Genomic DNA, 22,940 nt, shown 5'->3' with positions numbered 1-22,940 from the left:
CGGCCAGGCTCACCACCGTCCGCCAACCCGGCCGCCCGGCCAATCGCCCAATCGCCCATGCCTCAAGCCCAAGCACCAAGGCCGATGACCGATTCACCATCCGGGGGAAGACCATGACCGAAGCACGCAGCACCGGAAGCCACCGCGGCCCCGCTGCCGCGCCCGAGCCCTCCTGGGAGGAGCTGGTGAGTTCGGCACTCCTGGGTACGGAACGCCGTACACCGCCGGTAGCCGCCCGCGAGGGCCGAAGCGCCGCGGCCGCACTTCTGGACGCGGCCGCCGTGCGCACGGTCCGGCGCCGGGCCGCACTGCGCCCGGCACCCGCCCGCGAACGGCCCGGACCGGCCCCGGCCGACCCGCGCCCGCCGCTGCCGCCGGCCGCGCGGCGCCGGCTCGCGCTGCTGCTCGCCGACCGGGCCGGGACCGGCGGCGGCCACCGACGTGGCACTGTCCCCGACCTGACCGAGCTGCTGCCGCAATGGCTGGCTGCCGCCGCCCAGCACGGCTACCGCGCTCCCGAGGCGCTGCTGCCCGCGCTGCTCGACGCGGCCCGCGCGCGGACGGACCTGCGCGCGGCCGCACTCGGTTTCGCCGGCCCGCGGGCACTGTGGCTGGCGCGGCTCAACGACGAGTGGAAGTTCGCGCTGCGCGGCGTCGGGAGCACGGCCGCGCTGCCCGGACCCGACGAGCCGGAGGCCGTACGCGCCTTGTGGGAGGAGGGTTTGTTCGCGGAGCGGGTCTCCTTGCTGGCGGCGCTGCGCCGCCGCGACCCGGCGGCCGGGCTGGCGCTGCTGGCCGCCACTTGGCCGAGCGAGCGCGCCGAGGACCGGCTGATGTTCCTCGACTCGCTGCGGGAGGGGCTGTCGATGGCCGACGAGGTGTTCCTGGAGCAGGCGCTGTCCGACCGCAGCCGCAATGTCCGCAGTACGGCCGCCGAGTTGCTGTCGTCCCTGCCCGGCACCGCGCTGGCCGCGCGGATGGCGGCCCGGGCGCGCGCCTGCGTCACCCTCGTCCGCACGGAGAGCGGTACAGACGCCTCCGGTACAGACGCCTCCGGTACGGACGCCTCCGGTACGGGCGCCTGGGGGCTCGCCGTCGAGGCCCCGCGCGAGTGTGACGCGGCGATGCAGCGCGACGGCGTGGTGCCCAGGCCGCCGACCGGCCGTGGCGAGTGCGCGTGGTGGCTGAGCCAGCTTCTGGAGGCCGCCCCGTTGACGTGCTGGAGCGGGTGGCTGGGCGGCCGGGAGCCGGCCGAGATCGTCGCCCTGCCGGTGGCCGACGGCTGGCGTACCGAGCTGCACGACGCCTGGTGCCGCGCCGCCGTACGCCAGCGCGACGTGGCCTGGACACGGGCCCTGCTCGGCTCCCCGGGAGCCGCCGCGCAAGGCGCCGGCGCGCATGACGCCACCGGCCCGGCCACCCCAATCACCCCCGCGCCCACATCCACCGCCACATCCACACCCACATCCGCCTCCCCGCCCGCCCCCGCAGGCGCCCCCGCCGGTTCGTCGCGCGACCCGGCGCGGCTTCTGACGGTGTTGCCCGGGGACGAACGTGCACAGTGGGTCGCGGAATTCATAGCGGTCCACGGTCTGTCCGACGCGTTCCGGATGCTCGGGGTGTGTGCGGTGCCGTGGTCCGAGCCGCTGGGGCGTGCGGTGGTCGACGCACTGGACATCGCCCGGGAGGCGGGCAGTTACCCGTGGAGCTTCAGCGGCGTGATGGGCCTGGCCGAGCGGTGCCTGGATCCGGACGCGGCCGACCGGCTCGCCATGCTCACGGCGACGACGGACGAGCCGGTGGACGGCTCGCCCGGCGCGGTCGGGTACTGGTCCGAGGCGTTCCAGCGCCTGGTGAGCACGCTACGGCTGCGCGCCACGATGCGAGCGGAGCTGGCGCCATGACCAGGACCCCGGGCGGAGCCGGCCCCGCAAACCGGACCGGCCCCACCAGCCGGACCGAGGCCGCATCCGGCCCCGCCGCCGGTCCCAGGCCCCTTCCGCCGCCTCTGCCCCGTATGGCCCGTATGGCCCGTATGGCCCGTATGGCCTCAGGCCGCCAACTGCCGGACGTTGGCGCGGACCCACTCCACGATCGACGTGGTCGTCGCCCCGGGAGTGAAGATCTCCGCGACACCCAGCTCCTTGAGAGGCGCGATGTCCGCCTCCGGGATGATGCCGCCGCCGAACACCTTGATGTCCGCCGCGTCCCGCTCCTTGAGCAGTTCTATGACCTTGGCGAACAAGGTGTTGTGTGCACCGGACAGGATGGACAGGCCGATCGCGTCGGCGTCTTCCTGGATCGCGGTGCCCACGACCTGCTCCGGGGTCTGGTGCAGCCCTGTGTAGATGACCTCCATGCCGGCGTCGCGCAGCGCCCGCGCGATGACCTTGGCCCCTCGGTCGTGGCCGTCCAGCCCCGGCTTGGCCACCACCACGCGGATCGGACCCTGCACACCCATCACTGCCTCCCAGCCCTGCACGGCACGACACGGCACCTGCACGGGGCAGGGCCGCCGGGCCGACATCCGAATGGCGGCCGCGCCGGCCGCCCCATGCGTGAACGAACGTTATCGCCAGCATCCCGTACCCGGCCGTTTCGTAACACTGAGGGAGGGGGAAATCACACGTTGGGACACGTTCGCTACGCGTTGCGTTCCGCGTCGCTCCATGCGGCGGGACGGACGCACGGGGAGCCGCAGTGAGGTCGCCGAGCCTCCGCGCCGTCAGCCGCGCGGCACGGAGGTCCGGCCGTTGAACGCATCCGCTTTCGTATCCGTACGTCCGTGCAGCAGCTCGTTCACGTACTTGTACGTTGCCGGAAACGGCTGCCCATGAGGGCACACGGGGGACAGAGTCGTCTCCCGCGTGCCATTCGGGAGGTCGGCCATGAAGGCCCTGCCCTTTCTCTGTTGTCTGGCCCGCCCCACCGCGCTGCTGCGTGCGACGGTGGTCGAGCTGGCCATCCTCGTCGGGCACCTACTGCTGTATCCGACGGGCATCCAGCAGGAACAGCACAGAGCCCTTCACGGCACGCCCGCCGGCCCGGAACCCGGAGCAGGCACCGGCCCGGACACCATCGGCGGCCTCACCGACGACCGCCTCTCCGACAGAGGCCTCACCGATGACCGCCTCCCCACCGGAACCGCCACCGGTACGGACACCGAGGGCGGCCCCACCACGGGCGCCGGCCCAGGTGGCGGCCGTACGGGCACCGGAACCGCCCCCGGCGCAGGCAGCACGCCCACCGTCACCACCCCCACCCACTCCGCCCGGCCCACGCTGCTGCCCACACAGGGCCGCGCCCGCCCGCCGGTGCTCCTGCTGCACGGCTTCATCGACAACCGCTCCGTCTTCGTGCTGCTGCGCCGCTCGCTGCTGCGGCACGGCTGGCGCCACGTGGAGGCGCTCAACTACTCCCCGCTCACCTGCGACCTGCGCAAGGCGGCCGAGCTGCTGGGCCGCCACATCGAGCAGATCTGCGAGCGCACCGGCCACACCAGGGTCGACCTGGTGGGGCACAGCCTCGGCGGTCTGATCGCCCGTTACTACGCCCAGCGCCTGGGCGGCGATCTCCGCGTGCGCACCCTGGTCACCCTCGGCACCCCGCACGGCGGTACCCGGGTCGCGCCGTTGATGTCGGCCCACCCGCTCGTACGGCAGATGCGCCCGCATTCCGACGTGATCGCGGAGTTGGCGCGGCCCGCACCGAATTGCCGGACGCATTTCGTCTGCTTCTGGAGCGACTTGGACCAACTGATGGTCCCGGTCGAGACCGCGCGTATCGATCACCGGGATTTGATCACCCGCAGCGTTCGGGTATCCGGTGTCGGGCATCTCGCGCTGCCGGTCAACGGCGCGGTCGCGGCCGGAATACGGGAGGCGCTCGGCGCCGAGGAGGAGACGGAGGGCAGCGCGGCCGCCACGTCGGTGGCCTGACCTCCACCGGGCCGCCCCCACCCCGCTTCCACCTCGGGGCCCTGCCCCCGCCCGCCTCCCCTCGGCCGATCTCCACCGCGGGCACTTTCCAAGGTCGTGCCTGCCCATTCGATCTTCGGGCGCGCACTTCCGTACCCCCGTACCGCCTCGAACGCGCTTCGAACGCGGCGCCAAGAACGCGCATACTGTCCGCCGAAAGGCGGCCAAATGCCCGTTGTCGAGAAGCCCGAAACCTGCCGAAGATTGTCGCCGTCACGTACTGCCGGGTACAGTCGCCGCTAATTCTCCTGCTGCCGAGGCGAAAGAGAAGTGGTGGTGAACGACCGTCACTCACCGGAGTCCCCCGCTCCGGCTGTCCCCTCTCCCGACGCCTCGTATGCGCACTACCCGGCCTACGGGTCCTACGGACATCAGGACACCCAGGTCGGCCATGCCGCATACGGCGGTGGCGACCCGTACTTCGGCGCGCTCCCCGGCCACCAGGCCACCGGCGCGCACGACACCACGCCGTACGACACCACCGCGTACGGCACCGACGCGTACGCCGCGTACGCCGGTGCTCAGGACGGCGGCTACGACCCGGGTACCCACCCCGGGGGCGCCTATGACACCGGGCCGTTCGACTCCGGCGCCCACGGCACCGGCGCCCAGCCGGACGCGGCCTATGACCCGTACCCCCACACCGCGTACGACACCGGCGGCTACGAAGCCGACGCCCCGGCCGCTCCGGACGCCTACGAGACCACCGCGGTCTGGGGAGCCGTCGGGCAGGGCCTGATCACCGGCATCCCCGCGCAGGCCGGTCCTCCGGAGGCGGGTCACCCCTACGGCGCCGACGCCAGCTCCCAGTGGGAAACCATGACTTGGGCCGGTCCGGGCATCCCGGGCCTGGGGCAGTACGGGAGCGACTCGTACGCGCCGTCACCGGGAACCGGGCAGCCTTACGATTCCGCCCCGTACCCGACCACAAACGATCAATACGAGTCCGCTTACGGCGGGTACGAGGCGTTTTCGGGTCCGGATACGGCGGACAACCGATTCGCCGCGCACGACGCCCAGCTCGCGCACGACCCCGAGGATCGGCACGCCGACCCGTTCGGCGCCACCGCCATCGCCGAGGCCCTCACCCAGACCACCCCGGCCATCGGCCCCGACTTCGACGGCGTCGGCTTCCCCGGCCACGACGGGCACGGGGAGCATGGGGCACACGGAGGACACGACGGCTCTGACGGCCATGACGGCGCCGCCGACTTCGACGGTCACGACGGCGCTCCCGCGGACACCGCCGACATCACTCCCGGCGGCAGCGCCGCCACCGGTTCCGCGCCCGGCGCACGCGCCTCCCGCTCACGCCGGGCCGCCCAGGGCGGCGGTTCGTCCGGCCGCGGCCGCCGCCGTACCGCGAAGCGCTCCGCGCTGCTGACCGTCGCGGTGCCGTCGGTCGCAGCGATGGGCGTGTGCGCGGTGGCCGCCGCCTCCGTCACCAGCGGTGCCGAGAACGGCGCCAAGGACGGTACGACGACGCAGGCCGCCGGGGACCCCGGGATCGTGCAGCCGGCCATGGCCAACAACAAGCTCGACACCCAGCTCGCCAGCCTGAGCGCGGGCGCCGACGACTTCGCCGACCGGGCGAGCCGTACGCAGGAACGCATCGACCTCAAGGCCCGGCAGATCGCGGAGAAGAAGCGCAAGATCGAGGAGGCGGCGCGCAAGGAGGCCCTGCGACCGAAGTTCGCGCTGCCGGTCGCGCAGCACGGGCTGAGCGCCCTGTACGGGCAGGCGGGCGTCAACTGGATGTCCGTGCACACCGGCATCGACTTCCCGGTCGGCTACGGCACGCCCGTCATGGCCGCCACGGACGGCACCGTCCGTACCCAGCGGAACCCGGCCTACGGAAACATGGCGATCGTGACCGCTCCCGACGGCACCGAGACCTGGTACTGCCACCTCAGCAGCACCAAGATCCGGTCGGGGAAGGTCAAGGCCGGCGACCAGATCGCCTACTCGGGCAGCTCCGGCAACTCCACCGGGCCACACCTGCACTTCGAGGTACGGCCCGCCGGCGGCTCGGCCATCGACCCGCTGCCGTGGCTGCGCAGCCACGGCCTCAACCCGACCTGACCGGCCGGCAGCAAGCGGCCGACGACCAGCCGACGACCCACAACCAGCAGACCGTCCGGCGCCCCACGGACACCGGACGGCCCCACGGGCACCAAGCGGCCCCACGACACGGCCCCACAGGCACCGGACGTCCCACAACACCGGGCGGCCCCACAGGCACCGCACAGGTCGGCAGGCACCGCACGGCCCCGCGGCCACCGCACGGCCCCGCAGGCGCCGAACGGCCCCCACGAGGCGTCGAACCAGCCCCGTCAGAGCTTCTCGACCGGCGCGTACCTCAGCAGCAGCCGCTTCGGCTTCTCGCCGCCGAAGTCGATCGTCGCCTCCGCGTTGTCGCCACTGCCCTTGACCGCGACGACCGAGCCCAGCCCGAAGCTGTCGTGCGTGACGCGGTCGCCGACCGCCAGCGAGACCACCTCGCGGTCCTTGGCACGCCGGGTCGCGAAGCCGCTCGGCCCCGCCTTCGCACGCGACGAGGACAGGCCGGAGCCGAAGCCCCCGCCGCCCGTGCCCGACATCGCGCCCATCGACGCGGAGGGCGTCGCGGGGCCGGTGCGCCGCCAGTCGACGTACTGCTCCGGAATTTCCTCCAGGAAGCGGGACGGCGGGTTGTACGACGGCTGGCCCCAGGCGCTGCGCATGGTCGAGCGGGTGACGTAGAGCCGTTCGCGGGCGCGGGTGATGCCGACGTACGCCAGGCGCCGCTCCTCCTCCAGCTCCTTGGTCTGGCCGAGCGCGCGCAGGTGCGGGAAGACGCCGTCCTCCATGCCGGTCAGGAAGACGGTGGGGAACTCCAGGCCCTTGGCGGTGTGCAGCGTCATGAGCGTGATGACGCCGGAACCGTCCTCTTCCTCGTCGGGGATCTGGTCGGAGTCGGCGACCAGCGCGACCTGCTCCAGGAAGTCGCTGAGGGTGCCCGGATTCTCCTCGCCGCGGTCCTGCTCGAATTCGAGGGCGACGGCGGCCAGTTCCTGGAGGTTCTCGATGCGGGTCTCGTCCTGCGGGTCGGTGGAGGCCTGTAGCTCGGCGAGGTAGCCCGTGCGCTCCAGCACCGCTTCCAGGACGGTGGCGGGGCCCGCGCCGGACTCGACGATGGTCCGCAGCTCCTCCATGAGCGTGTTGAAGCGCTTGACGGCGTTGGCGGAGCGGGCGGCCATGCCGTACGCCTCGTCGACCCGGCGCAGCGCCTGCGGGAAGGTGATCTTCTCGCGGGCGGAGAGTGCGTCGATCATGGCCTCGGCGCGGTCGCCGATGCCGCGCTTGGGCACGTTCAGGATGCGGCGCAGCGGGACGGTGTCCTCGGGGTTGGCCAGGACGCGCAGGTACGCGAGGACGTCGCGGACCTCCTTGCGCTCGTAGAACCGCACGCCGCCGACGACCTTGTAGGGCAGGCCGACCCGGATGAAGATCTCTTCGAAGACACGGGACTGGGCGTTGGTGCGGTAGAAGACCGCGACATCGCCCGCCTTGGCGTCGCCCGCGTCCGTCAGCCGGTCGATCTCGTCGGCGACGAACTGCGCCTCGTCGTGCTCGGTGTCGGCGACGTAGCCGGTGATGCGGGGGCCTTCGCCGGCGTCCGTCCACAGGTTCTTGGGGCGGCGGTTCTCGTTGCGCTCGATGACGGCGTTGGCGGCGCTGAGGATGGTCTGGGAGGAGCGGTAGTTCTGCTCCAGCATGATCGTCGTGGCGTCCGGATAGTCCTCCTCGAACTGGAGGATGTTACGGATCGTGGCGCCGCGGAACGCGTAGATCGACTGGTCGGCGTCACCGACCACGCACAGCTCACCGGCCGTCTCGGCCGGTCCCACCAGCTCCCGCACCAGGGTGTACTGGGCGTGGTTGGTGTCCTGGTACTCGTCCACGAGGACGTGCCGGAAGCGGCGGCGGTAGTGGTCGGCGACATCCGGGAACGCCTGGAGGAGTTTGACCGTGGTCATGATGATGTCGTCGAAGTCCAGGGCGTTGGCCTCGCGCAGCCGGGCCTGGTACATCGTGTACGCCTCGGCGACCGACTTCTCGAAACCGTCGGCGGCCTGCTGGGCGAAGGTCTCCTCGTCGATGAGCTCGTTCTTGAGGTTGGAGACCTTGGCGCTGAAGGACTTGGGCGGGAACCGCTTGGGGTCGAGGTCCAGGTCCCGGCAGACCAGGGCCATCAGACGCTTGGAGTCGGCCGCGTCGTAGATCGAGAAGGACGACGTGAAGCCCAGCTTCTTGGACTCGCGGCGCAGGATGCGCACGCACGCGCTGTGGAAGGTGGAGACCCACATCGCGTTGGCCCGCGGGCCGACCAGCTCCTCGACGCGCTCCTTCATCTCGCCCGCGGCCTTGTTGGTGAAGGTGATCGCGAGGATCTCGCCCGGGTGCACACGGCGCGCGCCGAGCAGATGCGCGATGCGGTGCGTCAGGACGCGGGTCTTGCCGGAGCCGGCGCCGGCGACGATGAGCAGCGGGCCGCCGGTGTGCGCCACGGCGGCCTTCTGCTGGTCGTTGAGCCCCTCCAGGAGGGCGGCCGGATCCACCGCGGGGCGGGGGGCGCCGTCGCGGTAGTACGGATCGCGGCCCGGGCCCACGGCGTGCGGGATGCCGCCGGGCACGTCGAAGCGCCCGCCGAACAGGTCGGCCGGGATCTCCTCCTGAGGCGGGCCGTCCGCGTCCTCGGGAGGGGGCGGGGGCCCCTCGCCGGTGGGTTCGAGGTCCGCCAGGAAGCTGTCGTCAAAGAGGCTGCTCATCGCCCACCGAGTCTAGGCCGCCGCACTGACAGCCCGCCCCGTACCGGGAAAACCGATCGTGTGACCTAGCACGCGCGGCGGGCTTCCGGGCCCGTGCGCCCGGCATGCGGGGACGGGTTCCGTGCCCGCACGCCCAGCAAGCACGGTGGGCTTCCGCACCCGTACGCCCCCGTACATCCCGTACATCCCGTACGTCTCCCGAATCGACCCCGTACGGACAGAAGTGGGCCACACCACACCCCGGACACGCCGAGGACGCGGTCAGATAACGAAAAGGTTTCGGGCAAATCGAACATCAGCCTTCACAGGGGCCACACGGGTTGGCTACCGTGCTCGCTCGGGCAGCCCGCGTCCCCGCGGTCGACAGCGTCCGCACGGGCCGCCCCCGCCGAGTCCGGCCCTGCCACCAGGCAGCCGGAGCCGGGGACCCACACGTACCACCGGGGTGAATCGGCCGGTACGGCACACGGCGAGAGGCACCTCGGGGCACCGCCTCCAGGGCCTCTCCCGCGACCGTACGGGCCGTAGGGCAAGCCTTCCGTTACGCACCCGAACCCTCGCCCAGTGCCTGAACAGCCTGGGCGAGGCCCACCCCAGTGCCCGAGCGGCCCGGGAGGGCCCCACCGCTCACCCCGTAGGCGGTCCACGGAAGGAGTCGCCGGCCTTGACGTCGCATCGCAAGCCGCGCACCCGCATACTCGCCTCCCCCGGAAGCCGCCGTACGGCCGCCGGGCTCACCACCGCCGCCCTCGCCTCCGTCACCCTGCTCTCCCAGACCGCCGAGGCCGCGCCGCGCCAGCCCCGGCAGAGCATCGAAGAGGTCAAGCAGAAGGTCGACGACCTCTACCGCCAGGCCGAGGCGGCGACACAGCAGTACAACGCCGCCAAGGAGCAGGCCGACGAGCGACGCAGCACCGTCGACCGCCTCCTGGACGACACCGCCCGGCGCACCCAGAAGATGAACGACGCCCGGCGTGAGCTGGGCACCTATGCCTCGGCGCAGTACCGGGGCGGTGGCATCAGCCCGACCGCGCAGCTCCTCCTGGCCCAGGACCCGCAGCAGTTCGTCGACCGCAGCCACCTCATGGACCGACTCTCCGGCCGGCAGCAGCAGGTCGTCACGGACTACCAGGAGCAGCAGGCCAAGGCCGTACGGCAGCGCGCCGAGGCGACGCGGAGCCTGGAGCGGCTCACCGAGACGCAGGCGTCCCTGAAGGAGTCCAAGAAGGACGTCCAGGACAAGCTGACCGAGGCCCGGCAACTGCTGTCGCGGCTGACCGCCCAGGAGAAGGCGCGGCTGGCGGAACTGGAGCGCAAGAAGGAGGCCGAAGCCCAGCGCAAGGCCGAGGAGCTGGCGCGCAAGCAGGCCGAGAAGGAGCGCAAGGAGCGGGAGGACCGCAAGCAGCACGACACTCCGGGACAGGGCACCGGTTCGGGGTCACCGGACGGTGGCTCCGGCGGCAGCTCCGGTGGCGGGACGGCCGACGACGGTTCGTACGCGACCAAGGCCGCCAAGGCGCTCGCGTTCGCCCGCGCGCAGATGGGCAAACCGTACGTCTGGGGCGCGACCGGCCCGAACTCGTACGACTGCTCCGGCCTGACGCAGGCGGCCTGGAAGGCGGCGGGTGTCTCGCTGCCGCGCACCACATGGGATCAGGTGAAGACCGGCGACCGGGTGGCGACCGATGATCTGAAGCCGGGTGACCTGGTGTTCTTCTACAACGACATCAGCCATGTCGGCATGTACATCGGCGGCGGCAAGATGATCCACGCGCCGAAGCCCGGCGCGAGCGTGCGGGTCGAGTCGATCTACTACATGCCGATCTACGGGAGCGTGCGGCCCGCGTAGGCGCAGGCCGTCGCCGACATGAGACGAGGGCCGCGGGGCACGGGCCCCGCGGCCTTCGTCGGGTTCTGCCGCGCGTCAGGTCCGCCACGCGTCAGGTTCCGCCGCTCAACAGGCTCCGCCGCTCACGTCCACAGCAGGGCGATGAAGATGTTGACCACCGTCAGCAGTCCGACGGCCAGGAAGAGGGGCTTGTCCACCTTCTCCTCGTCGCGCTTCACGTAGACCAGGCCCAGGATCACCACCAGTACGGCGAGCTTGACGCCGAGCTTGACGTTGTCGAGCGAATGGTCCTGGGCCTGGTTGAGGCCGACCAGGGCGACGCCGGTCACCAGCATCGTCAGCGCACCGTGCAGCATGGCCGGCGTGAAGCGGGCGGTGCCCGCGCTCATCGGCTTCATCTGGGTCAGGAAGCCACCGAGCAGCGAGGCGATGCCGATGATGTGCAGGCCCACGAAGACCTTGGTTACTACGTCCATAGTGGGGGATCGTAGCCCTCGCATATCATCGCTTCTCACTCAGGTCTGCCTATCCCGGCGCTCCGGTCAAAACCCGTGCTCAGCGCGTCTCCGAGGCGTACGGACACGGGCGCCCGCGGCCGCCACCGGGCCGGAACCGAGCAATACCGGGCAACCGGCCGCCTTTCCGCACCGCCGAGGTTTAGCGTCCTTTCTCAGGCGGCCGACTCCCCACCGCCGCCGGATTCCGCCCCGGCGGTCGTCGGCCGTCCCCGCCGAGAGGAAGGGCGGCGGCCCGCTCCCCCTGTTACGGGCCGCCGCCTGACCCAACCAGGAGGCGCCTGTGGGCGAGGGGCGGCTCGGTCGGCCGCCCGTCCGGTAGGAGGCCCCGCACACGGTCACATCCGGGCCGTCCGGTACGAGGCCCTGTACAGGTGGTCCGCCCGGCCCGCTCAGCTCACCCGGTCCGTCCGGTACGAGCCCCCGCGCAGAGTCCCGGCCTAAGATCGGCCGCATGAACCTCCCTATAGACAACCCCCCTATAGAGACGGCCGGTTCGACTCCTTCCCTCCCCTCTCCTCCTCCCCGTTCTTCCCCATCCCCCCTTTCCCCTCCCCCGTCCCTCACGCCCCTCCAGTCCCTTCCCCCGGGCCTCGTCCGCACCTGGGTGCACGGCTGGGCGCGCTGCCGCGGCACCACCGCCCCCGTCCCCGCACACGGCGGCTTCCACATCGAGATCGGCCTCCCGGACCAGCCGGGCCGCTATGTCTTCCCCACCGCCGACCTGAACGTCCTGCGCGGTCTCGTCGCCTCGATCACCGTCCCCAACCTGTGGATCAAGGTCTGCGCCCCGCGTGCGGTGATCGCCCCCGTACTGCCGTCCGGCTGGGAGTTCGCCGAGCCGCAGTTCCTGATGTCGACCGCACTGGCCGAGCGCCCGGCCCGCTGCCTCCGGGCCCCGGCCGGCTACACGGTGGAGACGGTGGACAGGGACGGCACCGGCATCATCGACTGCCGCGTCCAGGACGCCGCGACCGGCGGCCTCGCCGCCCGGGGCCGGGCCGCGGTCACCGACACCGCCACGCCACCCGCAGTGATCTACGACATGATCAACACCAGCGTCGAGCACCGCAGACGCGGTCTGGGCACCCTCGTCATGAACGCGCTCTCCGCGCACGCAGTCGAACTGGGCGCCACCCAGGGCATCCTGGTGGCCAGCCCAGCGGGGCAGAATCTCTACCGCTCCCTGGGCTGGCAGTCACACGCCCCCGTCACGGCCGCCCGCATCCCCGCGCCACCGGCCCCCGGGCCCCACCCCACACCACCGGTCCCCGGCCCCGGCTCCACGCCGCCCGGTCCCGACTCCACGCCGCCGGTTCCCGCGCCCGGCTCCACGCCGCCCGGACGCGGCCAGGCGCCCCCGACCGTCGGGACGTGATCCCGCAGTTTGATTCCGCAGCCCGGACGCAGCCCGACGCCCCACCCCTCAGGACGTGGCCACGCACCCCGGACCCGCCCCGGCCTCCCCGCCCCTCAGGACGTGACCACGCCGCTCAGCCACCGGAAGACCTCCGGGATCTGGTTCTTCCACACGGCCGTGCCGTGGCCGCCCGCGCCCGGCGGTATCAGCTTCACCTTGACCGTGGTCGGCTTCATGGCGAGCTGCTTGAGGGCGAGCCCGGCCTCGTAGCCGTCACCGGACGCGCCGGAGACGAAGAGCGCGGTACGCGGCGGCTTGCCCGCCTTGTTGGCGGACTTGAGGATGTTGACCGGGTTGCTCTCGACACGGAGCTTGGGGTCCTTGCCGGCGAGCGAGGCGGGCTCCAGCTTCGGGTCGTTGAAGCCGGAGAGGCTGACGGCGGCGCGGTAGCGGTCCGGGTGGGCCAGGGCCAGCTTGGCGGCGCAGTGCGCGCCCGCCGAGTAGCCCGCCAGCGCCCAGGATTCCGCCTTGTCCTCGGCCCGGAAGTTGTCGATCACCATCTGACGTACGTCGACGCTCAGCCAACTGTCGGCGTTCGCCTTCCCCGGGATGTTGACGCAGCCGGTGTCCGCGCTGCCCAGGAGGGTGGTGCGCGGCGCGACGAGGATGAAGGGCTTGATCTTGCCCCGCTCCATCAGCGGCTTGAGCTGCTCGGGCGCCTTCAGCGTACCCATCCAGGACTTGGCGGAGCCGGGGAACCCGGGCAGCATCTGCACGACGGGGAACTTCTTGTTCCGGTACGCCGGGTCGTCGTACTGCGGCGGCAGCCACACGTACACCTCGCCGCTCACACCCGAGATCCGCCCCTTGAACTCGCCCTCCTGGACGCCGGGCCCGACCACGGAGTCCTTCGGCGGCCCGAAATTCACCCGTTGCTTGGGCTCGTCCTTCAGCTTCAGCCCGCCCAGGCCGTCCGGCCCGAGGTCCTTGGCGGCTTCGACGTGGTCGGAGGTGCCGAGCAGGTCGTCCCAGTTGTCGTAGAGGCTGTTGGCGTTGTTGACGGCCACGAACACGAGGGTGATCGCGGTGGCCTGCGCGAACAGCAGCATGCCCAGGCGTGCCAGCGCGCGCACGATCCGAGGGCCGCGGATACGGCTCCACAGCGCGAACGGCAGCACGACCGCGATGACCAGCAGCGCGATCGCAGTGAGGAAGAAGGGCGTGCCCGTCAGGCTCATCGGGGATCTCGCTTCCAGGGCTTCGTGCGGCGTGGGCATGGTTCTGGCCCTGCCGTCGGCAGCGAGCCTCTCCGCAAGATTAGATGGTCATCCGACATGTCTCGGTTGCGGCCCTGGGCACCTTCTTCGACCGTGACCTTCGTCTTCTTCGGCCGGACCCTTCGTCGCGTACGGACATCGTGGTCCGGGTCACAGCCGTCGACCGGCGGTGTGGCCGATGGCCGGCGGGTGCGCCGGGCAACCCTGACAAACGTCACTCGAACGTGTGATCGAAGTCGTACCTCAGGCTGATGCCCGGGAGCGCAGCGATCAGCAGAATCGCAGTCGAGCGAAGAGATCGCCCGCACCGACGACCGGCACCGGCCCGCAGGAGCCCGCCGGTCACGACCCGACGGAGACGCACCGTGCCACTGACTCCTCCGAAGCACCTCACGACCCCGCCAAGCCGACGCCGCCGCCGATTAAGACTGGTGAGACTGGGTGCCGCCACGGCCATCGCCCTGGCCCTGGCGGCACCGGCCCTGCCGGCCTCGGCGGCCGAGGCGGTCACCCCGTCCGCCCCACCCGCAGCGACGGCCCCGGCCCCGGCCCCGCACACCGGCCTGGACCGCGCCGCGCTGGACCGGACGCTGGAAGAACTGCACGACGCAGGCATGTACGGCGCCTACTCCGCCGTACGGAACGGTGCCGCGTCCTGGCAGGGCGCCTCCGGCGTCGCCGACGTGCGGACCGGCCGCGCCACGACCCCGTGGCTCCAGCACCGCACAGGCAGCATCACCAAGACTTTCACCGCCACCGCCGTGCTCCAGCAGGCCGGCAAGGGCCGCATCGATCTCGACGCGCCGATCGGCCGCTATCTGCCCGACCTGGTCGCCGGTGAGCGCGGCCGCACGATCACCGTACGGATGCTGCTCAACCACACCAGCGGCATCGCCGACTACGCCTCGGCGATCTGGCGGAAACCGGAGGACATCGAGACGCTGCGCTTCCACCGGTGGGAGCCACGCGAGTTGGCGAGGCTGGGCCTGAACATGCCCCCCACGGGCAAGCCCGGCGAGGGCCACCACTACGCCAACACCAATTACGTGATCGCCGGGTTGCTGCTCCGCGAGGTCACCGGCCGAGCGCCGGAGAAGTACATCACCGACCACGTCATACGCAAGGCCGGGCTGCGGCACACCTACTTCCCGCGCTCGGCCCGACTGCACGGACCGCACTCCAAGATGTACGAGGGCTTGTACGGGGAGTTCGACCCGCCGCGTGACTTCAGTGTCTACGACATGTCCTGGGCCGGTACGGCCGGTTCGCTGGTCTCGACGATGGACGACCTCAACCGGTTCTTCCGGGCCCTGCTGACCGGCAAGCTGATCGGCCAGGCCGAGCTGCGCGAGATGCAGACCACGGTACCGACCGGAACCCCACAGGTGCGTTACGGCCTGGGCCTGCTCTCGCTGGATTCGACGTGTGGCCGGTTCTGGGGCCACGACGGCCTGGTCGCGGGCTCCGGGACCACGTCCCTCTCCAGCCCGGACGGCCGACGCCAGCTCTCCCTCGGTACGAACCTGGTGCGCTACTACGGAATCGAGGCGGACGGCACCACCCCGAAGCAGGGCCCGATCGACTACGCCCAGTACGCACACCTGAGCCAAGCCCTGTGCGGCACCCCGCCCACCCGCTCCACGTCCTGGAGGACAGCCACCTCCTGAGGCGTCAGGTGGACGATTCCCGAGCCGGGAGGCAGGCCGTACTCCGGCCTCACGACCACTGACCAACTTCTACGAGGCCGTCACACGACGCGTCATTGCCCATAGTCGTGGGTCCGTGGATCCGTGGATCCGTGGATCCGTGGATCCGTGGATCCGTGGATCCGTGGATCCGTGGATCCGTGGATCCGTGGATCCGTGGATCGCTTGAGCGTCATCGGCTCAGTCGAGTCGCCCCTTACTGCGACCGGCCTTCCGCCAGATCACTGTCATCCCGAGCGCCAGGATGCCCTGATGCGCTTTGCCATGCAGTCGATGCTCGACCGGGTCGAGAGCCGACTGCTCGAACACCTTGAGCGGATCGGAGACCTGGGCAGTCACCCCCGCCCGGAACAGCTCCGCCTCGCAGCCGGACTCCTGGCCGAGCTCCGCCCCCTCGACGAACGCCGCCGTGCCGAGGTCACCGTCTTCTTGGACTTCGACGTGGCCGCCCGCACCAGCCCGGCCTTCGGCGACCTGTCGCGCCGGGTCGCCGAAGGCACGAGACGCCTGGTGCGGCGCGTGCTCGACCGGCTCGACGCATCAGTCGCCCTGGGCCCCGGCATCGACCTCCACATCGAGACCGAACGGTTGGCCGCGCTCCTCGACGGACTCGGCCTCAGCGCCGTCCTGCACCCCGAGATCCTGAGCCCGCGGGCCTGTAACGATGTACTGCTCACGCACCTGGGCGAACTGTCGACGCCCGTTGAACCGGGCTCGCCGCACCGACCTCAGCACCCTTGTGCTGCCTCCCTGCGCCTGATCTTGCTCAGTGGCCCTTCGGCTAACGGGTCGGATCACTGCCAAGACCTGGAGATCAGTTGACGTGGCTACGCAACGCCGAGCCCGGGCCTTTCGCCGCGGTGGCCGCGTTCGAAGGGCCGGCGGATACGCAGGTCGATGCCGTCGGCCCAGGCAGACACGCGGTCGGCCCCGGACAGGCCGCGCTTGCCGAATGCCTGATGTAAGGGCGTTCGCGAGCGGTGTTCGATCTTGCCCATGCGGCACCCTGCCCGAAGCGAGGGGGTGGGGCGTCGGACAGGATGCGCACCATGCTTCCGAAAATCTTCGCGATACCCGGACGTCATTCCAGAGCTTCGGCGTTCACCGTGGGCGCCGCAGCTCTCTCTTCCGTCCTCGCCGCTGCCGTCCCGGCAAGTGCGGCCCCCGGAACGGAGGATGGCCGGACGGGCCCGCACGTGGTGTGCACGTCCGCAAAGGCCGGCCTCGCCGACCGACTGACCAAGGACATCACGGCGGCGGTGAAACCCTCCGGCGCCAAGGGCCACACATCGGTCGCCCTCTATGACCGCACGACCGACACGAAGTGCGCCTACGACGCGGACCGGCAGTACGACTCGGCGAGTGTGGTCAAGACCATCGTTCTGGGCGCGCTCCTCCGCCAGGCCCAGGACGAGCACCGCGAACTCACCCCGACCGAAAGCGCGTTCGCGACAAAGATGATCACCGTCTCGGACAATGACGCGACGACCGCCCTGTGGAGGCGGTTGGGGCTCCCCCGTATCCAGGCGTTCCTGAGCCTCGCAGGCATGAAGCACACCGTTCCCGACCCGGACGGCTACTGGGGGCTGACCCAGATCAACGCCTCCGACCAGCTCACGCTGATGGCCCTGCTCACCGCCGCGAACTCCGTCCTCGACGACAACTCCCGCGCGTACGCACTCGACTTGATGAACCGAGTCGTTCCCGACCAGCGCTGGGGCGTGCCCGCCGGAGCGCCGCGCGGGGCGACGGTCCACGTCAAGAACGGGTGGCTGCAACGCACCGGGGGCGGGTGGCGAGTCCACAGCGTCGGCGCGTTCACCGGTCGGGGATACGACTACGGGCTCGTGGTCCTGAGCGCCGACCACCCCAGCATGGATGCCAGCGTGGCCGTGATCGAGGGCATCGCCCGCGAGGTGCACACGAATCTCACCGGGGCCGGGGCCGGGGCCGGAGGCGAGGCCGGGGCCGGGGCCGGGGCCGGGGCCGGGGCCGAAGGCGAAGCCGGAGCCGGGACCAGCACCGGCAGCAACACCGACCCTGGCGACGGCCGGGCCCTGTACAGCCAAGCACGTCTGCCTGCCGCCTCTGACGGTTCATTGGTCCCCGAGAACTCCGGCAGGTAACCGGGGCGTCCTGACGTCGGCGGGGCGGCGTGGCCGGCCAGCGGACACACCAGGCTTCCCTCGCCCGCTGTGCCAACTGACCGTTTTCCGGCGGCCCGCTCCGGGCGGGTCGCCGGTAATCCTTCCCAGGACTGGTGCTCCGCCCGTGCTCGCGGCAATCTTTCAGGATCAGGCTGGCTTCATCATCAGCGGGCTGATCGCCGTCCTCATCGCAGCGGCCGCAGGGTATGTGCTCGGGCGGCGCGCCGCTCGGTCACCTTGGTCCTGCGCGGCGTTCGCCGCTTCGGTCACAGCCGAACTCGCCCTGACGCTGTACCTGCCGAGCGCCGGGCCCGGGAGTCGTCGGGGCTGCCCTGGCCGCCTGGGCCGTCCTGCACCTCACCGGCCACCGGAAGATCATGCCGGGGGCCTACGCGCGCCACACCGCCACCGGTGAGGCCGTCGGTCTGAGGTGCGCCGCGGTGGTGTGGTCCGCCTGGGCCACTCCCACTGCCGTCGACGCCACCAGCTTGCAGATGACCGGCAGCGAGGAACAGTCCGCCGCGACCAAGGTCATCCGGCAGGTCTTCGGAGATCGCTATGCGATTGCGAACGTCCAGCGGCAGACCGGTACGCAAGACGTGCCGGACCAACTGCTCATCAGCATGGACCGGGGCTCCGCTCAGGTGTCCTGGCCGGACACGTCCCAGCCCGATGTCACCTTCGAGAGTTCGGCTGTCACCACCGAGAACAGTTTCCCGGCCCCCGGGGTCACGGAAAGGCCGCGCAACGGTCGGGATGCCAAGACCATCGCCGATGGCTACGTGCAGCAGCACTGTCCCGCCCAACTGCGGGGTGCCGATGTCCGGGTGACGCCGACGGGTGAGAAGACGGAGCGGGGCCGGGTCGTCGGCTGGCATCGTCGCAGCCCGGCGGGTGTGCTGATGCCGATGCGGATGGACGTGCAGATCAACGTGGCGGGCCGCGTCTCGCGGATGCTGATCAACACGACCCCGGACCCGGCCTCCCTGCCGCCGAGCGAGATCGACAAGGAGACCGCCGGGAGGACGGCTCTCGCTCACATCGAGCGGTCCAAGGGTGCGGCGCATGTACGCCCGGCCGAGACCGAGCTGCCGGCCGCCCGGCGGGACGGGCACTGGCGTACGCAGTGGGTGGTCGGCTTTGTCGCCGATGATCCGCGTATGCGGTTCGAGCCGGTTCACGTGGATGCTGTCAGCGGTGACGTGGACGAGCGGGCCACTCAGGTGCGGGAGATTCAGCAGCCGTCGGCGGAAGTGTGACCACTGTCGAGACAGGCTGATCCCGAGTCGTCAGGGTCGGCAGGGTCGACAGGGTCAACTGGTCGCCGGCCTTGCTTTCTTGCTCTGCTTTCGGCAGAGGCTGGCGTAGTGGTGGGTGCGGTCGGCTTTGGTTCGGGAACGGGGGGTGGTGGGGCCCGGAGGCGGAGTGTCGCCTCGGCAGAGGCGGCAGAGGTCGCCGGGGAGGGCTTCGGGGCGGCCCGGTACGCCGCACTCGGTGCACTCCAGGATGCGGGTGACGGGGGCGGCTTGGGGCTGTCGGGGCGGGGCCGGGGGGAGTTTGTCGGTGAGGCGGGTGCGGGCGAGGGCGCCCGGGGAGTGGACTTCGGGTGGCAGGCCGGCGGTGAGGGCGGTGATGAGGTGGTCGCTCGGCACGCGTCGGGCCAGCCATTCGGCGGCGGAATCTTCGAGGGCGGCACATTCGGCGGCGGAGAGGATCATGCGGGGGTCGGCGGCGCCGAGGGCGGCGAGGGCCGCGTACGCGGGGGAGGTTGCCGGGGGCGCCGGGTGGGGGCCGGTACGGGCTTCCGGGCGGGCCGGGGGTACGGCGACTCGTGGCGGGGCGGCGGGCAGTGGGGGCGGCGTCCCGGGGGCGGCCGGAGGTGGGGGCGGCCCGGGAGCGGGCGGGGTCTTGGCGGCCGGGAGGGGGAGGCGGGCGAGAGGGGCGGGCCCGGCGGGAGGGAGTGGGGTCGCTCGTCTGGTTGAAGTTGTGGGGGTGTGTCGCCTGCCAGGAAGTGATGCCACCAGGTGTCGCTGCGGGCGGTGCGGGTGAAGTACGTGCGGTAGACCCACTGGGAGCGGCCGTTGCCGACGGTCTCCTGGACTCGGCGCAGGTGGCCTGCCGTGGAGAGCTGGGTGGGGGCGGAGCGGACGGCTTGCTGGCCGTAGCGGGGCTGGGCGGCGGCGAGAGTCTTGACGTCCATGGCGGCGCCGTCCGGAAGCCGGTCGATGAACGCGGCGAGGAACGCTTCGCGTTCGGGGAGGGCGGAGAAGTCCCCTGGCCGTGGGCGCGCCTGGTCCGGGGCGGAGCGTGTGCCGTAGCCGGCGGCGGCGCGGGGATGGGGGCGAGGCCGGGGGGAGGCGGCGGGCGCGCAGGGCGCCGTAGTAAGTTTGGTGTCAGCCACGAGATCGCTCTTTTCGATCTTGGAGGTCAGGCCCCGGTTCGGTGTTGGTAGCACCGGCCGGGGTTGTTTGTTGGGCAAGCACTGCTTGCTGCGGCGAACCCAGAGGGTGGCGACGACCGGTTGCAAGCCGGTCGCGGAACGTCATCCGCGCAGGTGTGTGCGGGGGTTGGGAGGGCGGGTGGGTTGTGCCGACCCACCCGTTCCTCGAATAAGGGGCTCGACGCCCGCCCCCCGGGGCCCGAAGCTCAAGCCCCGGAGACTATGGGGACGAAGGCCGCCCAGGCGCAATGGGAGAGGGCGAGTTGGGGGCCGGCCGGGGCTTTTTGAACGGGCGGACAGGTCTGACCGGCTAGTGCGCCCCGGCCTTCCTCGCCGTGGGTGTCAGACCAACCGCCGGGCCGTGGCCCACCGGGTCAGCTCGTGCCGGTTGGAGAGCTGGAGCTTGCGCAGCACCGCCGAGACGTGCGACTCGACCGTCTTGACGGAGATGAAGAGCTGCTTGGCGATCTCCTTGTAGGCGTAGCCACGGGCGATCAGGCGCAGCACCTCGCGCTCGCGCTGGGTGAGGCGGTCCAGGTCCTCGTCGACCGGCGGGGCATCCGTGGAGGCGAAGGCGTCCAGTACGAAGCCGGCCAGGCGCGGGGAGAAGACCGCGTCGCCGTCGGAGACGCGGAAGACCGCGTCGACCAGGTCCGTACCGGTGATCGTCTTGGTGACGTAGCCACGGGCGCCGCCGCGGATGACCCCGATGACGTCCTCGGCGGCATCCGACACGGACAGCGCCAGGAAACGCACGGGGCGTTCGGGGTCGGCCATCATCGTGGCGGAGCGGCGCAGCACCTCGACACCGCCGCCGCCCGGCAGGTGCACGTCCAGCAGGACGACCTCGGGGCGGGTGGCGGTGATGACCGTGACGGCCTGGTCGACGTCGGCGGCCTCGCCGACGACCTCCACACCGGTCTCGTCGGTGCGGCCGATCTCGGCCTGAACGCCCGTACGGAACATGCGGTGGTCGTCGACGAGGACGACCCGTACCGTGCGGGCCGGGCCGGCGGGCCCGTCGCTGCCCTGGCCGGCGGCCTGGTCATTGGTCGCACCAGTGGTCCGGCCACCGGTCGGGGCGCCGGCCTGGCCACCGGTCGGGCCGGCGGACGGGCCGCTGGTCCGGCCACCCTGTGCGGCGTCGCTGCTCATCTCGTCCGTCCGTCCCTCATTGGCGTTGTCATTGGCGTTGTCATTGGCGTTGTCATTGGCGTTGTCGTTGGCGTTCGCATGGGGCGTTCGCCTTGGTGTCGGTGCGGGCCTCGGCGCCGGGGCGGGCGTTGGTGTCAGCCCGTCGGCGGCGCGCGCCGCCATCTCATCATCCGTCATCCGGCAGGCGCTCCGCCTCCAGCTCGACCACGGTCCCGCCGTCCGGCGCGGAGCGCAGCCGGGCCGTGCCGCCGTTGCGCTGCATCCGGCCGATGATGGATTCCCGTACGCCCATGCGGTCGTCGGGGACCGCGTCCAGGTCGAAGCCGGGGCCCCGGTCCCGTACGGAGACGAAGACCGTACGGCCCTCCACCTCGGCATACACCTGCACGGCGCCGCCCTCGCCACCGTACTTGGCCGCGTTGACCATCGCCTCGCGCGCGGCCTGCATCTGCGCGCCCAGCCGCTCGTCCAGCGGGCAGTCACCGACGACCACGACCTCGATCGGCACGCCGTGGTGGTCCTCGACCTCGGCCGCTGACTTGCGTATGGCCTCGGCGAGGGTGTCCGGCTCCTGCTCCTCGTCCTTGCCGCGGCCCTCCGGCTTGTAGAGCCAGGCGCGCAGTTCGCGCTCCTGGGCGCGGGCGAGGCGGGCCACCTCGCGGGGGTCCTCCGCGTTGCGCTGGATCAGGGTGAGGGTGTGCAGGACGGAGTCATGGACGTGGGCGGCGACTTCGGCGCGTTCCTGCGCGCGGATGCGCATCAGGCGCTCCTCGGACAGGTCCTGCGTCATGCGTACGAGATACGGGCCCGCGAGCAGCGCGATGCCGACCAGGACCGCGAGGGCGGCCTGGAGCACCGAGCCGAGGTGGCGCACCGAACCCTGGAGCACCACGATGCCGGTCACGCCGACGCCGACCAGGACCACACCGGCCGCGCCCCGCACGACCGGCAGCAGGGCCTTGCGGCGGCCCATCTCCAGCCACTGCGCGCGCCGCGCGTTGTCCGCCTGGCGCCAGACCAGCGCGACGCCCGCGCCTATCAGCAGGACCGGCCACACGTAGGCGTTGGCCCGGCCCAGCTCGAACCGGGACGCGACGACGGCCGCGCCGCCGAGCAGCGTGAGCAGCGCGAAGAACTGACCCTTGTCGGCCTTGCGGCCACCCGCCGCGCGGCCCTTGCGGCCCCACGCCAGGCGGCCGGGGGCGGTGCCGGACGCACTCGCCCGGGCCGCGTCCACGCCGCCGACGCCCAGTGGCACGACGAACCAGAAGGCCGCGTACAGCAGCGCGCCCATGCCCTCGGCCATGAACAGCGCGACGAATACGACCCGTACCCAGGAGACCGGCAGGCCCAGGTGCCCGGCCAGCCCCCGCGCGACGCCGCCGAGCATCCGGCCGTCGGCGCTGCGGTAGAGCCTGCGCGGGGGCGGGTCGTCGGGGTCGGGCGCCGGGGCGTAGCTCGCCTCGGGCCGGGTCGGCGCGGTGGTCATGACACCGATCGTCACACGTGAGCAGGGGTGAGGCATCAGGGTGGACCCTGAGGATCCCCCTAGCTGGTGCGTAACTTCCGATGGGGGTGGAGGGTCCGGTGCGATGCGACTCCGCGGGTGCGCTCGGTGACTACAGGCCGAGTCCCGATGCGGCCCGGTGGGGGGAATGGAGGTCGGGGTGGTGAGAGGGTGCCGGGGCTGTCCGGGCTGCCCG

16 protein-coding genes are annotated in these 22,940 nt (G+C 71.6%); 9 read left to right on the top strand and 7 right to left on the bottom strand.

Annotation, left to right across the window (positions count from 1 at the left end; translation table 11 throughout):
• The first annotated feature begins 113 nt into the window (after nt 1–113).
• Nucleotides 114–1,904 carry a DUF5691 domain-containing protein gene (locus ACH4EB_RS24575; protein WP_398349760.1) on the top strand — a complete coding sequence of 597 codons (1,791 nt, stop codon included), beginning with the start codon at nt 114–116 and terminating at the stop codon, nt 1,902–1,904.
• A gap of 146 nt (nt 1,905–2,050) precedes the next feature.
• Here ACH4EB_RS24575 and ACH4EB_RS24570 read toward each other — a convergent pair whose 3' ends face one another.
• Nucleotides 2,051–2,461 carry a cobalamin B12-binding domain-containing protein gene (locus ACH4EB_RS24570; protein WP_398349759.1) on the bottom strand — a complete coding sequence of 137 codons (411 nt, stop codon included), beginning with the start codon at nt 2,459–2,461 and terminating at the stop codon, nt 2,051–2,053.
• 427 nt (nt 2,462–2,888) lie between these two features.
• Between ACH4EB_RS24570 and ACH4EB_RS24565 the strand changes: the two genes are divergently transcribed.
• Entirely contained in the window at nt 2,889–3,938 is a 1,050-nt protein-coding gene (locus ACH4EB_RS24565; RefSeq protein ID WP_398349758.1) for an esterase/lipase family protein, read from the top strand.
• Nucleotides 3,939–4,253: 315 nt separating this feature from the next.
• Nucleotides 4,254–6,059, top strand: a complete 1,806-nt coding sequence (locus ACH4EB_RS24560; RefSeq protein ID WP_398349756.1) for a peptidoglycan DD-metalloendopeptidase family protein — start codon at nt 4,254–4,256, stop codon at nt 6,057–6,059.
• A 251-nt stretch (nt 6,060–6,310) separates the two neighbouring features.
• On the opposite strand, the gene pcrA is transcribed toward ACH4EB_RS24560, so the two are convergent.
• On the bottom strand, nt 6,311–8,788 hold the full coding sequence (gene pcrA, locus ACH4EB_RS24555) for a DNA helicase PcrA (protein ID WP_398349754.1): 2,478 nt from the start codon (nt 8,786–8,788) through the stop codon (nt 6,311–6,313).
• 664 nt (nt 8,789–9,452) lie between these two features.
• Between pcrA and ACH4EB_RS24550 the strand changes: the two genes are divergently transcribed.
• Entirely contained in the window at nt 9,453–10,637 is a 1,185-nt protein-coding gene (locus ACH4EB_RS24550) for an NlpC/P60 family protein (protein WP_398349752.1), read from the top strand.
• A 122-nt stretch (nt 10,638–10,759) separates the two neighbouring features.
• Here the strand turns inward: ACH4EB_RS24550 and ACH4EB_RS24545 are convergent, their stop codons facing one another.
• On the bottom strand, nt 10,760–11,113 hold the full coding sequence (locus ACH4EB_RS24545; RefSeq protein WP_398349750.1) for a hypothetical protein: 354 nt from the start codon (nt 11,111–11,113) through the stop codon (nt 10,760–10,762).
• A 646-nt stretch (nt 11,114–11,759) separates the two neighbouring features.
• Between ACH4EB_RS24545 and ACH4EB_RS24540 the strand changes: the two genes are divergently transcribed.
• Nucleotides 11,760–12,530, top strand: coding sequence for a GNAT family N-acetyltransferase (locus tag ACH4EB_RS24540; RefSeq protein ID WP_398349749.1), 771 nt, complete (start codon nt 11,760–11,762; stop codon nt 12,528–12,530).
• A gap of 95 nt (nt 12,531–12,625) precedes the next feature.
• Here ACH4EB_RS24540 and ACH4EB_RS24535 read toward each other — a convergent pair whose 3' ends face one another.
• Entirely contained in the window at nt 12,626–13,750 is a 1,125-nt protein-coding gene (locus ACH4EB_RS24535; protein WP_398349942.1) for an alpha/beta hydrolase, read from the bottom strand.
• Nucleotides 13,751–14,220: 470 nt separating this feature from the next.
• On the opposite strand from ACH4EB_RS24535, the gene ACH4EB_RS24530 reads away from it, so the two are divergent.
• Together ACH4EB_RS24530 and ACH4EB_RS24525 are read left to right on the top strand one after the other, a co-directional pair.
• Nucleotides 14,221–15,456 carry a serine hydrolase domain-containing protein gene (locus ACH4EB_RS24530; protein WP_398349748.1) on the top strand — a complete coding sequence of 412 codons (1,236 nt, stop codon included), beginning with the start codon at nt 14,221–14,223 and terminating at the stop codon, nt 15,454–15,456.
• 291 nt (nt 15,457–15,747) lie between these two features.
• Complete coding sequence (locus tag ACH4EB_RS24525; protein ID WP_398349746.1) at nt 15,748–16,317, top strand: TetR family transcriptional regulator C-terminal domain-containing protein; 570 nt, start codon at nt 15,748–15,750, stop codon at nt 16,315–16,317.
• Between the two features lie 5 nt (nt 16,318–16,322).
• On the opposite strand, the gene ACH4EB_RS24520 is transcribed toward ACH4EB_RS24525, so the two are convergent.
• Nucleotides 16,323–16,493, bottom strand: coding sequence for a hypothetical protein (locus ACH4EB_RS24520; protein WP_398349745.1), 171 nt, complete (start codon nt 16,491–16,493; stop codon nt 16,323–16,325).
• A gap of 201 nt (nt 16,494–16,694) precedes the next feature.
• Between ACH4EB_RS24520 and ACH4EB_RS24515 the strand changes: the two genes are divergently transcribed.
• Together ACH4EB_RS24515 and ACH4EB_RS24510 are read left to right on the top strand one after the other, a co-directional pair.
• On the top strand, nt 16,695–17,621 hold the full coding sequence (locus tag ACH4EB_RS24515) for a serine hydrolase (protein ID WP_398349744.1): 927 nt from the start codon (nt 16,695–16,697) through the stop codon (nt 17,619–17,621).
• Nucleotides 17,622–18,019: 398 nt separating this feature from the next.
• A complete protein-coding gene (locus ACH4EB_RS24510; protein WP_398349743.1) occupies nt 18,020–18,901 on the top strand; it encodes a hypothetical protein in 882 nt (293 codons plus the stop codon).
• 1,523 nt (nt 18,902–20,424) lie between these two features.
• On the opposite strand, the gene ACH4EB_RS24505 is transcribed toward ACH4EB_RS24510, so the two are convergent.
• Both ACH4EB_RS24505 and ACH4EB_RS24500 read right to left on the bottom strand, forming a co-directional pair.
• Complete coding sequence (locus ACH4EB_RS24505) at nt 20,425–21,237, bottom strand: LuxR C-terminal-related transcriptional regulator (RefSeq protein WP_398349940.1); 813 nt, start codon at nt 21,235–21,237, stop codon at nt 20,425–20,427.
• A 166-nt stretch (nt 21,238–21,403) separates the two neighbouring features.
• Entirely contained in the window at nt 21,404–22,726 is a 1,323-nt protein-coding gene (locus ACH4EB_RS24500) for a PspC domain-containing protein (RefSeq protein WP_398349742.1), read from the bottom strand.
• Nucleotides 22,727–22,940 lie beyond the last annotated feature (214 nt).

The organism is Streptomyces sp. NPDC018045 (assembly GCF_044327445.1).
In the GTDB taxonomy this organism is placed as follows: Bacteria; Actinomycetota; Actinomycetes; order Streptomycetales; family Streptomycetaceae; genus Streptomyces.
The sequence above is the reverse complement of the archived record's forward strand: the minus strand, read 5'-3'. Positions and strand labels throughout refer to the sequence as shown.